The sequence below is a fragment of the Saccharopolyspora gloriosae genome (genome assembly GCF_022828475.1).
GTDB classification, from domain to species: Bacteria; Actinomycetota; Actinomycetes; order Mycobacteriales; family Pseudonocardiaceae; genus Saccharopolyspora_C; species Saccharopolyspora_C gloriosae_A.
Window position 1 is genome coordinate 4205279 of sequence record NZ_CP059557.1, and the last position, 12753, is coordinate 4218031.

The following is a 12753-nucleotide window of genomic DNA, read 5'->3' on the forward strand; positions in this document are numbered from 1 at the left end:
GTGCGGGAGGTCATGTCGTCGTACCCGTTTCCCCGTCCGCTCGCCGGGCCGCAGCAGCGCGCCCGCCTGGCGTTGGAAGGCACTCAGCATGCCCGACGCACTGATCGTTTGTTCCGACCTCACCTTCTCCTGGCCGGATGACACGCCCGTGTTCGACGAGCTGTCGTTCACCGTGGGCGGCGGCCGCACCGGGCTCGTCGCGCCCAACGGCGCGGGCAAGAGCACGCTGCTCAAGCTCATCGCAGGGCAGTACCGGCCGCAAGCCGGTTCCGTCACCGTCCACGGGACCGTCGGCTACCTGCCGCAGAGCCTGCCGCTGGCCGGGGAACTCACCGTCGCCGACGTGCTGGAGATCGCCCCGACCCTGCGTGCGCTGCACGCCATCGAAGCCGGTGACGTCGGCGAACACCACTTCGCCACGGTCGGCACCGACTGGGACATCGAGGAACGTGCCCGCGCCGAACTGGATCGGCTCGGGCTCGGCGAGGTGCCGTTGGACCGGCCGTTGCGCACGTTCAGCGGTGGCCAGGTCGTGTCGCTCGGGCTCGCCGCGCAACTGCTGAAGCAACCCGACGTGCTGCTGCTCGACGAACCCACCAACAACCTCGACCGCGACGCGCGCCACCGGCTGCACTCGGTGCTGGAGGAATGGCACGGGTGTCTGCTGCTCGTCGGCCACGACCGTGAACTGCTCGACCGGATGGACCGCATCGCCGAACTCGACCGGAGCGAAATGCGGTGGTACGGCGGCGGTTTCACCGATTACGAAGGCGCGCTGCGCGCCGAGCAGGAAGTCGCCGAGCGCCACGTCCGCAACGCCGAACAAGAGGTCAAGCGGGAGAAGCGGGAACGCCAGCAGGCACGGGAACGCGCCGATCGACGTGCGAGCAACGCCGCCCGCAACGTGAAATCCGCCGGGCTGCCGAAGATCCTCGCCGGAGCACGCAAGCGCCGCGCGCAGGAATCGGCGGGCCGCGCCGACGGGACGCATGCGCAGCGGGTCGATGAAGCCAAGGCCAAGCTCGACGAAGCGGGACGAGCGCTACGGGACGAGGACAGGATCTCCCTGTCGCTGCCGGGAACCCGGGTGCCCGCCGGGCGCACGGTGTTCCTCGGCGAAGGTCTGCGCGCCGGCTATGCGGGGACGCCGGTGTTCGCCGGCGTGGACGTGGCGATTCGCGGACCGGAGCGGATCGCGCTGACCGGGGCCAACGGTTCCGGGAAGTCCACGCTGCTGCGCCTGATCACCGGCGAGCTCGCCCCGGAGCACGGTGAGATCACCCGGACCGACGGGCGGATCGCCTACCTCTCCCAACGACTCGACCTGCTCGACGCCGAACGCGGCGTCGCCGATAATCTGCGCGCGTTCGCGCCGGACATGCCGCAGTCGCAGTTCATGCACGTGCTCGCGCGGTTCCTGTTCAAGGGCGACCGCATGCAGCTGCCGGTCGACGTGCTCTCCGGCGGTGAGCGGCTGCGCGCGACGCTGGCCTGCGTGCTGTGCGCGGAACCCGCACCGCAGCTGCTGCTGCTGGACGAACCGACCAACAACCTCGACCTGGTCAGCGTCGGTCAGCTGGAGAGCGCGCTCAACGCCTACGAAGGCGCCCTCGTGGTCGTCAGCCACGACGAGCGTTTCCTCGCCGAGATCAACGTGACCCGTCGTCTCCACCTGTCCACCGGCGCACTGCGCGAAGCGGACGACAGCCCGCGTTGAAGTGGAATAGGCAGTGCGGTATCCGCGGCCGGACTTTCCGGGGGAATAGCGGAAAACTCGACCAACAATTGGAAACCGGATGCTCTGACCGGTGCCACGCCTGCGCACAGGTGTGACACCCGAAGGGACGTATGCGGTTACCGGTCACTTCCAGTAACTTGGAAGAAACTGGGGTTGTGGCCGGACGATTAACCCGCAGAACCGAAGCCGATCAGATCGTCGATCGCGCAGTGATCCGGCCCATTGCACCGAATACTTGCATCATGCGTGCTCGATGAGCAAGACGATTCGGAGGAGGAACAGTGGGGGAAAGCATTTCCGGTGACGGGTCCACACGGAATGCGGTCGTCCTCATCGCCCACGGCATTCCCACCTACCGCTATGGACTCGCGCTGGGACTGGAACAATCGGAATTCGCAGTGCAGGAATCCGCACCGGCGGACGCGCCGAACACCGGCGAGTGGGACGCGTGCCTGGTCGAGGTGTCGCGGTCCGACAGCTCCACGCTCTCCGCACTGCGGGACGCCCGCCCGGCAGGGGTGCTGATCGCCCTGCTCGACGAGCCGGACGCCGATGATTACCGTGCGGCGCTGCGCATCGGAGCCGACGGGCTGGTCGCCCAGGACGCGGCGCTCGACGAGATCATCACGGTGCTGCGGCTGGCGCTGCGCGGCACGGTGCTGCTGCCACGCGGAATCGCCCGGTCACTGGCCACCGGCGTGACCCGTCCGCCGACCGCGCTGAACCTCACCGGCGTGGACCGGGAACTGCTCACTCGGCTGGCGATGGGCAGCCCGGTCGCCGACATCGCCAAGTCCGCCGGTTATTCGGAACGGCAGATGTATCGACTCGTCCGGGAGATCTACCACCGGCTGGGCTCCCGCAATCGCAGCGAGGCCATCGCGACCGCCACCAGGTGGGGACTCATCTCGGAAAGCCAGAGCAGGGCCGCCGCGGAAACCGACAACGCGGCACGGCCACCGCCGCGCGCCCGCTGCCACTGACCAGAACCGTCTTCCCGATCGAACCCCGCCACGTTCCCGAAACGCGCTACCGGGTACCGCCGACCCGGCCACCACGGGTCGCGAAGAAGCCCGGAACGGCGGTCGGCAAAGTCCGAAGGAGTCACGTGCTACAAGTTTTCCGGCCTACCAGGCAAAGCGACGACGAACAGGAGGATTCCCCCGGAATCGTTGAGGAAGCACCGGCAGAACCGACCAGGCGAGTCGGTGTCCGCGATCTGATCCAGATCGCCCGCGGGCACCAGCGCGCGATCGCGATCGCACTGGTGCTCTCGTTGCTGGGCGCCGCGCTGGGGCTGGTGCAGCCGCTGCTGGCCGGGCGTGCCATCGACGCGTTCGCCCGGCAGCAGCCCTACCTGCCGTTGATCTGGGTGCTCGCGGCGGTGTTCATCAGCGAGGCCGTGGTCTCGGCACTGGGCCACTACGCGCTGGAGCGGTCCGGCGAAGGCATCGTGCTGGGGCTGCGGCAGCGGGTGATCGGCACGCTGCTGCGGCTGCCGATGCGCCGCTACGAGCAGCGGCGGCTCGGCGACCTGCTCGCCCGCACGAGCAGCGACACGACCCTGCTGCGCGACACCTTGGCCTACGACCTCTCCGAAGTCGTCGTCGGCGTGTTCGTCGTCATCGGCGGCACCGCCATGATGATCTGGCTGGACGCCGCGATGTTCCTCATCGTGCTGGCGATCATCGGCGCGATCGGGGCGCTGACCATGTTGCTGCTGGCGGGAATCCGCCGAAACGTCGAAGAAGCCCAAGACAGCCTCGGCGGCATGACCGCGGAACTGGAACGGGCGCTGTCGGCGATCCGCACGGTGCGGGTGATGCGGGCCGAAGATCGCGAGCAGGAACGGATCGGGCAGCACGCCCGGCAGGTGTACGAGCAGAACCTCGCCGCGGCCAAACGGGATTCCGTGGTGAACCCGGCGATGACGCTGGCCATGCACGCCTCGCTGATCGCGGTGCTCGTGGTCGGCGGCATCCGGGTCGTCAGCGGCGCCTCGACGCTGGCCGACCTGGTGGGTTTCCTGCTCTACGTCACCTACATCGCGACGCCGATGGCCAACATCTTCGACGTGATGGCCACCTTGCAACGCGGACTTGCTGCATTGCAACGCGTCGACGACGTGACGCGGATGCCGGTGGAGGAGGCCGCCGCGCCGGTCACCACCACCCCGCGCGAGCCGGCCGCCCCCGAGGTCCCCGCGGTGGAACTGCGCGACGTCTGGTTCGGCTACGACCCGGACACCCCGGTGCTGCGCGGGGTCTCGTTCGCCGTGCCGCGCAACGACCACGTCGCGCTCGTCGGGGCGTCCGGAGCGGGCAAGTCGACGATTTTCGCGCTGCTGGCCCGGTTCTACGACCAGGATCGCGGGCGCATCCTGCTCGACGGGGTCGACACGCGCGACGAGATGAGCCGTGACGAGTGCCGCTCGCACCTGAGCCTCGTGGAGCAGCACTGCCCGATCATGCACGGCACGCTGGGCGAGAACATCGCCTACGCCAAGCCGGACGCCGACCGCGAGGAGATCCGGCGCGTGGTGGAACTCGCGGCGCTGGACACCCTGGTGCAGCGGCTGCCGCACGGGCTGGACACGCCCGTCGGCGACCACGGCGACCTGCTCTCCGGGGGCGAGCGGCAACGAGTCGCGCTGGCCCGCGCCCTGCTGCCACGTCCCCGGCTGCTGCTGCTGGACGAGCCGACCTCGCAGCTCGACAGCGCGAACGAGGCCGCGCTCACCGAGACCATCGCGAAGGTCTCCTCCGAATGCACGCTGCTGGTGATCGCACACCGCCCGTCCACCGTGCGCGCCGCGGACTCGGTCGTGACGCTGGAGTCGGGCCGGGTCACGGGGGCCTCCGTGAACTGATCCCCCGCCGCACGTCCAGAGCCTGAACGAAAAGTGCCTCGCCGGAACATTTCGGCGAGGCACTTTTCGCGCGTCGCACGATCGACGGCGTCGGAATTCCGACGTAGAACAGTGCCGAAGAAACTGTTCTACGCGTTCCGTTACACGCGACCGCACATTTGACGACAATTGCCATGAACATGGCTCCGAACCGCACATACATGCCACATCAGCACGTCGAACGCGCCATCATGAAAGGCACTGTCCGGCGAAGGATCGTCAGTCACCGACCTCGCTCGACATGGATTTCCGGACGCCCGCCCGGATAGCATTACAAGCACGCTGATCAGCGTTGATGAATACGCAGAAGACAAGGCAACACCGATTCCAAGGAGTGGCCATGTATTCCAAGCCCAGCATCCTCAAGGTCGGCGGCTTCCAGAAGCTGACCCAGCACAGCCGGCCGGCGAAGAAGGACAAGGCCGGGCGCCGTCGCCCTCGCCACATCCTGCTCTGAGCCACCGAGCACCGCGGAGAAGAGCGCGAGCCACGGTTCTGCCGTGGCTCGCGTCGAGCGCTCGCCCGTTCCCTGCTGGAGGCCTCCTTCCATGAACCGTTTCAACCGTGCCGGCGAGTGGCTCGTCGTCCTGCCGGACCACCCCGCGTCCGAACCGCTCGCCGACTCGCTGGGCGGCGCGCTCCGCGTCGACCACCCGTCCGGACGGCCCTGGCTCGTCGGCAACTGGGGCACCGCGGACCTGCGGGTCGGGGCGGCCGGTCACACGAAGGTCGCCGCACTCGGCTTCTGCGCGGCGGACACCGAACAACTCATCCGCATCGCGGACCGCACCCGCACGGTCGCCGACCTCGACGCGACCTCGTTCGAACGCGCGGGCTGCTACCACCTGCTGGCCTCGGTCCGGGGTGTGGTGCGTGCCCAAGGCACCCTGTCCGGCCTGCGCAGACTGGTCCACACCCGGATCGGCGGCATCACCGTCGCCGCCACCCGAGCCGACGTGCTCGGCGCGATCAGCGGGGCCGAGGTGGACCCGCGGCGACTGCTGCTGCGGCTGTTGCTCTCCGAAGTCGCGCTGCACACGGTGAACACCCCGCTGTGGCAAGGACTGCACGCCGTCGACGAAGACGGCTACCTCGTGCTCGACGAGCAGGGGCGGGCACGGGTGCACCGGCGGTGGAGCCCGCCGGTCGCCGACGTTCCGCTGCGGGAAGCCGCGGCACGGTTGCGCGTGGCGCTCGACGGCGCGGTGCGGGCGCGGGTGGACTCCGGGATGGCGGTGAGCAGCGACCTCTCCGGTGGCCTCGACTCCACCACGTTGTGCTTCCTCGCCGCGCGGAACGGGCGTCCGCTGACCACGCTCACGACCTTGGCCACCGACGCCGGTGACGACGATCCGTACTGGGCGGACCTCGCCGCCGAATCCCTCCCCGGCGTGCACCGGCTGCAATTCGCGTTCGCCGAGCTGCCCACCCCGTACGACGACCTGCTGCGCGCCGGGCCTGCCGGGGAGGAACCGTTCCCCGGCATCGAGGACCGCACGATGTACCGGGCGCTCGCCGCCTACCTCGGCGCCGCCGGGACCGCGGTGCACCTCACCGGCGACGGCGGGGACGAGGTACTGCCCGGCGGATCGTCCGGAGTCTTCGACTTCATGCTCAGCCGGCCGTGGACCGCGTTCTCCCAGCTGCGCGGATATCGCGCGCTGGAACATTGGAGCTGGGCCGACATCGGGCGCATGGCGTGGGAACAACGCCGCACCTATCCCGCTTGGCTGGCCGACCGCGCGCGCCGCGTCATCGCCTCACCGCTGGACGACGAAGGCGCCTCCGCGCTGCTGCAACTGCCACCGTGGGCGACCCAGGACGCGGTGGACGCGGTGCGGGACCTGCTCGTCGCCGAGGCCGACACCGCCGGGCGCCACGACGCCGGCTGGACCGAGCACCACACGGTGTGGGGCATCCGGCTGTGCGCGAATCTGGTTCGCGGCACCGTGCCGGTGTACGCCGCGGAAGGAATCCGGCTCAGCTCACCGTATTTGGACGACGCGGTCATCGAGGCGTGCATCGCGGCCCGCCCCTACGAGCGCCGCTCCCCCTGGCAGTACAAGCCGATCCTGACCGAGGCGTTGCGCGGGATCGTGCCGGAGGCCTCGTTGAAGCGCGTCACCAAAGCGGAGGGCTCCAACTTGGAGCACACCGGGATCCGCCGGAACGTCGACGCGCTCACCGCGCTGTGCGAGGACTCCCGGCTGGCCGAACTGGGCCTCATCGACGCGACCAGGTTGCGCGCGGTGTGCACCGGGTTCCAGCTGCGCCTGTTCACCCCGTACGCGATGTCCACGACGTTCAGCTGCGAGCGCTGGCTGCGCGATCTCGACGACGAGACCGCGCGCCCGGTGCTCGCCGAACAGAACGAGGTGTCCTGATGACCGTGCGCCTGCACCGAGACGTCTCCCTGATCCGCACCGACGACGGCGGGGTGCTGCTCGATCAGCGCTCCGGGGAGTACTGGCAGCTCAACCACACCGCCGCGACCGCGCTGCGGCTGCTGCTCGACGGAACGGGTGAGCAGGAGGTCGCGACGGCGCTCGTCGCCGAGTGCCAACCGGGCGAAGTGGAGCCGGACCAGGCGTTGCGGGACGTGCGCGAGCTCGCCGACGAGTTGACGGCCGCGAAACTGGCGGTGCGCTCGTGAGCACGCAGGAGACGTTGTTCCGCCACGACGGCCGCGCACCGCTGCGGATCCGCCTCGCCGCGCGCCTCGCCGTCGCGATCGCGCTGGGATTGTCGCGGCTGCCACCACGGCGCATCCGGGCGGTGCTGGTGGCGGTGCGGGGACGGGCGCGGCCCGCCGCGCACGATCAGGTGCTGGCCGCCCGCCGAGCCGTGGTGGCGAGCAGCGTGACCTGTGCGGGCAAGGGGTGCCTGCCGCGTTCGATCGCGACGGCGCTGCTGGTCCGGATGCGCGGGCAGTGGCCGAGCTGGCGGGTGGGTGCGCGCACGGCGCCGTTCGGCGCGCACGCCTGGGTGGAGGCGGAGGGACGCCCGGTGGGCGAGGACGCGAACATCACGTCGTTCCGCCCGCTGCTCTCCGTCGACCCCCGCGACCCCGCATGAGTTCGGGTGAACGGTCCTTTCGACCGATCCGGTCAGCGGCATCCATCTCACCCGCGGGAATAGGTGAACGGCCCGTTTAGCCGGTCGGATTGAGCAAAGGTTCCATTCACCGGAGGTGGTTCGGTGTTCGGTCAGGGTGGTTGCGGGGGGCCGATCCGGTCGGTGAGGTAGCCGGTCAGCAGGCGGGTGATCTCGTTGATGACGGTGTCGCGGTCGATTCGGGGGCGGTCCAGGACGTAGCTGATCGTCAGGTACTCGACCGTGCGCACCAGCACCCACGCGACCGCGTCCACCCGGCCGCCGCGCCCTCGGTCGTAGAGCAGCAGCGTCGTGGTCACCAGCTCGTCGATGCGGTGCTTGAAGTCGGCCCGTCGAGTATCGGCGGCAGGCGGCAGCTGCTCGTAGAGCACCCGCACCAGACCCGCGTTCTCCTCGAACGCGTCCAGCAGCGCGATCACGTTGCCGCGCACCGCACCCGTGAGCGAACCGCCCGCGAGGTTGGCGACGAACGCGCTGGAGATGCGAGCGTGCATCCGGTCGGTGGAACGATCGATCACCTGAGCCAGCAGCGCGTGCTTGTCCGGGAAGTACTGGTAGAGCGACCCGGGACTGACGCCCGCCGCGGTGGCGATGCGGCTGGTGCTCGCCCGGTCGTAGCCGTGTTCCAGCAGGACGGCGTGACCGGCGTCGATGATCCGGTCGACCATCGCGCGGGACCGCTCCTGGCGGGGTTCGCGACGCACCGGACGCCGGGAGATCACGAGCACTCCAAAGACGAGCACTCCAAAGACGACCGCTCCAAAGACGAATTGAACGCGAACAAATCTTCGTGTCAGCATCCTGCACATGACCCCACCTGTGGCGCAACGCACTTCCGCGGCGGCGTACCCCACCCGCTTCTTCGGGGCACCGCAACGTTCCGAACGCATCGGGCGAGTTCTGCGCTGGGCCGCCGGGGTGAAGGATCTCGACGAGGAACTGCTGGACCGGATCGGGCGGCGGATGTTCACCCGCGACGAGATCGGCGCGCGCCTCGTCCGCGCGATGGGCCGGGATCGGCCGGACGCGGAGCGGGTGACGATGGCCGGGTTCGGGCAGGCGCTGGAGCACGGGATCGACTCGGTTCCCGACGCTCCCGCCGCGTTGCGGGAGTTCTTCGCCGAGGTGGACCGGGTTCCGGACTGGGTGGACTTCGACCTGGTGGAGCGGGGAGCGCGCACGATCCGGCGGATGGGGCGCAACGTGGACGACGTGCTGCTGCAGCTGTCGCTGATCGGCGGCTACCGGTTCGGCGGGCCGGCGGATCTGCTGGTGGCGACCGGTGGCCTCACCGGCTCCACCGCCATGCGCAGGCTCGGTGAGACGAAGAAGTGGGCCATCGCCATCAGCCGGCCGGGTGGAATGCGCCGCGACGGCGAGGGTTTCAAGCTCACCGTCCACGTGCGGGCCATGCACGCGCTGATCAACCACCGCTTCGAGACCAACGGCCGGTGGGACTCGCAGCGTTGGGGTCTGCCCATCAACCAGGCCGACCAGGCCGCGACGCTCGGGCTGTTCAACAGCACCTTGCTGCTCGGGGTGCGCGGGCTCGGGTGGCTCGTGACGCCCGCGGAGTCGCGTGCGGTGATGCACGCGTGGAAGTACGTGGGCTGGTTGATGGGCGTCGACGAGGACTTCCTGTTCGACGGAGAACGCGAGCAGAATCGGTTCAACTACCACATCTTGCGCGTCCAGGACGGCGTGACACCGGCGGGCGCCGCGCTGTCGGGCGCGCTGGTGGCGGGCAAGCGGAACCTGGATCGCGGCCGGTTCAGCGCGGTCATCGGGCCGTACGAGCGGCTGCGCTTGCTGAGCATGCTGCGGTACTTCCTCGGCAAGAAGGACATGCGGGATCTGGAGCTGCCGGTGGTTCCGGTCTGGGCGATCCCGCCGATCGCGGCGAAGAATCTGGTGCTGTCCGGGCTGATCGCGCGCAGCCGCCGTGGCCGCCGCTACCTGGAGCGCGCGGGCGACCGGTTCGCGCAGCGAGATCTGCACCGGACGTTCGGAACCGCTCGGCCGGAGATCGGCGCGCTGCCATCCTGATTCCATCGCGGCAGCACCGGCCCCATCGTTCTCGGCGGGGCCGGTTCTCGTGGTGCCGGGAGCCCGCCTCGCACGCGGTGGCGGGGCCGGAATTCCGCCCTGGTCGCGCCTACGCCTCGATCGCCGCACTGCCGCGAGTGCTCATCTCGCCACGAACATCCGGCCGGTCGAGTGCTTCGATGAACTCCGCAAAGACGCCATCGCCCGCGACGACGGCGAGGCGCGGCTCAAGTCCGCGCTGCGCGAAGCGTTGCAGCGCACCGCAACGACCGCTACGTCAAGGGCGAACGCGAATCCGGGGCCGAAGCGGCCACTCCGGCCACCGTGCACGGCGACGGTTCGCAGGTCCGCGCGGCCGATCTGCCCTTCCACCTGCCGTCGGAGCCGATCAAGACCCACGAACCTGCGGGGGCCTCGGCCTGCCGTGCGGCACCTGCGGTGAGCACGCCCCCGCCCCGAGGTGAGCATCACCTCGGGACGGCTCGCGGTTTCCTCGCGAGGATTCCTGTCGTAGCGGAGCTACTTGAGGAATCGATCCGGCGGCGAGGAAGCCGCTGAGGTCTCGCCATCGGCGCCGCCGGGCACCCCGCCCTGACCTCCTCGCCGCCGCAGCACCAGCACCGAGCCCGCCGCCAGCAACGACGCGAACGCCAAGGCGTAGAGGCCGTAGGTCACGGTCCCCGTCTGCTCCTTGATCAGCCCGAAGCCGAACGGGGCGACGAAGCCGCCCAGGTTGCCCAGCGAGTTGATCACGGCGATGGCGGGGGCGACGATCCGCGGGCTCAGGCTCTGCTGCGGAATGGACCAGAACAACGGGCTGGCGCTCTTGAACCCCATCGCGGCCAGGCACAGGAACACCAGTGCGGGCCACGGCGACACGACCGCCGCGAGCCAGGTGCCGACCGCCGCGGTGAGCAGCGCGAACACCAGCAGCGGTCGCCGATCGCCCATCCGGTCCCCCGCGCGCCCCGCCAAGTACATCGCGACGATCGCGCAGATCCACGGCAGCGAGGACAGCAGCCCCACCGTGACGTCGTTGGTGCCGTCGATGCGCCGCACGATCGACGGCAGCCAGAACGTGTTGGCGTAGATGGACAACTGGATGGCGAAGTAGATCCAGCAGAACAGCAGCAGCTTCGGCTGCAGCAGCAGCCGCCAGCGCGAGCCGCCGCGATCATCCGCGGACTTCACCTCGTCCTCGGCGGCGATCCGGCTCGTCAGCGCGTCCTTCTCCCCGTCGGTGAGCCAGCGCGCGTCGCGGATTTCGGCGTCCAGGAAGAAGAACGCGACGGCGCCGACGACGACCGACAGCGCGCCCTCCAGCCCGAACATCCACTGCCAGCCGTGCGCGCCCAGCAATCCGTCCATGGACAGCAGCGGCCCGGACAGCGGACCCGAGATCGCCGCGGCGATCGACGAGCCCGCGACGAACAGCGCCGTCGCCCGGCCCCGGTGCGAGTCCGGCAACCAGCGGGTGAAGTAGAACAGCACCGCCGGGAAGAACCCGGCCTCCGCCGCGCCGAGCAGGAAGCGCAGCACGTAGAACATCTCGGGGCTGTTGACGAGGGCCATCGCCGCCGAGACCAGCCCCCAGCTGATCATGATCCGGGTGAGCCAGATCTTCGCGCCGAAGCGCTCCATCAGGACATTGCTGGGCAGCTCGAACAGCGCGTAGGCGATGAAGAACAACCCGGCGCCGAAACCGTAGGCCGCGGCCCCGATGCCGACGTCGGCTCCCAGGTGGCTCTCGGCGTACCCGATGTTGGAACGGTTGAGCTGATTGCAGATCAGCATGATCACGAACAGCGGGACGACCCGTCGGAAGATCTTGCCGATGGCACTGCTGAGCGCGGGATCGTGCTGCTCGGACGTGAACGACATCGGTCACTCCCTCGATCGCGGTCCGGTGCCCCGGCACCGGACGCGCTCACCGTAGAAGGGGTGATCACCGCGCGTCCAAACCCAAATCGGCAACGGTCGATACCCGAATTGACTCGATCGACGTTCGCTCAGGTGGCCCGCAAACGGTCGCGGAGTGATCGGGCGACGCGTGCCATGAGGGCTTCGGCTTCCGGTTGGGTCGCGGCGGACACTCGCGATTCGGTCAGGGCCGCGATGGCGAACAGCCCGCCGCCGGCGTGTTCGACGACGCCGACCTCGTGACGCAGGTTCAGCACCGTCCCGGTCTTGGACGCCCAGGTCGAAGCGTCGGAGCTGAAGTCCGGTGCCAGCCGATGCCGGATCAGGTTGGCGCCCATCAGCTCCCGCACCCGCTCGGCGACACCGGAGTCGATCACCGACGGCGTCCAGAGCGCGTGCAGCAGGTCCACGAAGTCGCGCGCCGAGCCGGAGTTCGCTCGGCTGACGTCGAGCTGAGCGATCCGGTGCCCACGCCCGGCGGTGGCCGCCCCGATCGCCAGCGAGTGCGCCAGGTGCACGTCGGCGGTGTCGAACCGTTCCGCGGGCGTCTCGCTGAGGTCGCCGACGAGGTGCCGCGCCGTGATGCCGCGCAGCCCCCACTCCCGCAGCATCCGGGTGACCTCGGCAGGCGGGGTGATGTCGAACAGCACGTCGGCGGCGACGTTGTCGCTGATCGCCATCGCCAGGTACATCAGGTCGTCGATCGCCACCCGCGCCGGATGCCGGAACCGGCTCAGCCCGGTCGGGCCGGGCGTGGTGATGCGGCCGGGCCGCACCGGTACCTCGGTGGCGCCGTCGAGCTCGCCGCGCCGGATGCGTTCCGCGGTGGCGACGGCCAGCGGGATCTTGATCAGCGAGGCGACGGGGAACGCCACGTCCGGCTCTATGCCGATCTCCCGCCCGGAACGGAGGTCGCGCACCAGGAACGACCCGCGCAGGCCGCCGTCGTCGAGTTCGGCGACGAGCTCGCTGATCAGTGCTTCGGTGTTCACCTGGTTCTCCAGCTCCTCGGTACGGGCAAGGGTTC

The 12753-nt window shown here is 69.6% G+C and carries 10 protein-coding genes; 7 read left to right on the forward strand and 3 right to left on the reverse strand.

What is annotated here, in order from left to right; translation table 11 throughout:
• The first annotated feature begins 88 nt into the window (after positions 1 to 88).
• The 6 genes from abc-f to H2Q94_RS18165 all read left to right on the forward strand — a co-directional run bounded on the left by abc-f (position 89) and on the right by H2Q94_RS18165 (position 7721).
• Positions 89 to 1717, forward strand: a complete 1629-nt coding sequence (abc-f, locus tag H2Q94_RS18140; RefSeq protein WP_243788382.1) for a ribosomal protection-like ABC-F family protein — start codon at positions 89 to 91, stop codon at positions 1715 to 1717.
• 302 nt (positions 1718 to 2019) lie between these two features.
• Positions 2020 to 2721: a transcriptional regulator gene (locus H2Q94_RS18145; RefSeq protein ID WP_243788383.1), complete on the forward strand. Its 702-nt coding sequence runs from the start codon at positions 2020 to 2022 to the stop codon at positions 2719 to 2721.
• A 125-nt stretch (positions 2722 to 2846) separates the two neighbouring features.
• Entirely contained in the window at positions 2847 to 4607 is a 1761-nt protein-coding gene (locus H2Q94_RS18150) for an ABC transporter ATP-binding protein (RefSeq protein ID WP_243788384.1), read from the forward strand.
• Positions 4608 to 5194: 587 nt separating this feature from the next.
• Positions 5195 to 7030: an asparagine synthase-related protein gene (locus tag H2Q94_RS18155; protein WP_243788385.1), complete on the forward strand. Its 1836-nt coding sequence runs from the start codon at positions 5195 to 5197 to the stop codon at positions 7028 to 7030.
• On the forward strand, positions 7030 to 7299 hold the full coding sequence (locus H2Q94_RS18160) for a lasso peptide biosynthesis PqqD family chaperone (protein WP_243788386.1): 270 nt from the start codon (positions 7030 to 7032) through the stop codon (positions 7297 to 7299). Before H2Q94_RS18155 ends, H2Q94_RS18160 begins: the two co-directional genes overlap by 1 nt.
• Complete coding sequence (locus tag H2Q94_RS18165) at positions 7296 to 7721, forward strand: lasso peptide biosynthesis B2 protein (protein WP_243788387.1); 426 nt, start codon at positions 7296 to 7298, stop codon at positions 7719 to 7721. The genes H2Q94_RS18160 and H2Q94_RS18165 overlap by 4 nt, the downstream gene beginning before the upstream one ends.
• 131 nt (positions 7722 to 7852) lie before the next feature.
• Here H2Q94_RS18165 and H2Q94_RS18170 read toward each other — a convergent pair whose 3' ends face one another.
• Positions 7853 to 8482, reverse strand: coding sequence for a TetR/AcrR family transcriptional regulator (locus H2Q94_RS18170; protein ID WP_243788388.1), 630 nt, complete (start codon positions 8480 to 8482; stop codon positions 7853 to 7855).
• A gap of 85 nt (positions 8483 to 8567) precedes the next feature.
• Between H2Q94_RS18170 and H2Q94_RS18175 the strand changes: the two genes are divergently transcribed.
• Entirely contained in the window at positions 8568 to 9806 is a 1239-nt protein-coding gene (locus H2Q94_RS18175; protein WP_243788389.1) for an oxygenase MpaB family protein, read from the forward strand.
• Between the two features lie 519 nt (positions 9807 to 10325).
• Here H2Q94_RS18175 and H2Q94_RS18180 read toward each other — a convergent pair.
• Both H2Q94_RS18180 and H2Q94_RS18185 read right to left on the reverse strand, forming a co-directional pair.
• A complete protein-coding gene (locus H2Q94_RS18180; protein WP_243788390.1) occupies positions 10326 to 11687 on the reverse strand; it encodes an MFS transporter in 1362 nt (453 codons plus the stop codon).
• A 128-nt stretch (positions 11688 to 11815) separates the two neighbouring features.
• Positions 11816 to 12718, reverse strand: coding sequence for a serine hydrolase (locus tag H2Q94_RS18185; protein WP_243788391.1), 903 nt, complete (start codon positions 12716 to 12718; stop codon positions 11816 to 11818).
• Positions 12719 to 12753 lie beyond the last annotated feature (35 nt).

Excerpts from the sequence above, each read along its gene's own strand:
- abc-f (WP_243788382.1), top strand. The coding sequence starts at position 89 with ATGCCCGACGCACTGATCGTTTGTTCCGACCTCACCTTCTCCTGGCCG.
- H2Q94_RS18155 (WP_243788385.1), top strand. The coding sequence starts at position 5,195 with ATGAACCGTTTCAACCGTGCCGGCGAGTGGCTCGTCGTCCTGCCGGAC.
- H2Q94_RS18160 (WP_243788386.1), top strand. The coding sequence starts at position 7,030 with ATGACCGTGCGCCTGCACCGAGACGTCTCCCTGATCCGCACCGACGAC.
- H2Q94_RS18175 (WP_243788389.1), top strand. The coding sequence starts at position 8,568 with ATGACCCCACCTGTGGCGCAACGCACTTCCGCGGCGGCGTACCCCACC.
- H2Q94_RS18180 (WP_243788390.1), bottom strand. The coding sequence starts at position 11,687 with ATGTCGTTCACGTCCGAGCAGCACGATCCCGCGCTCAGCAGTGCCATC.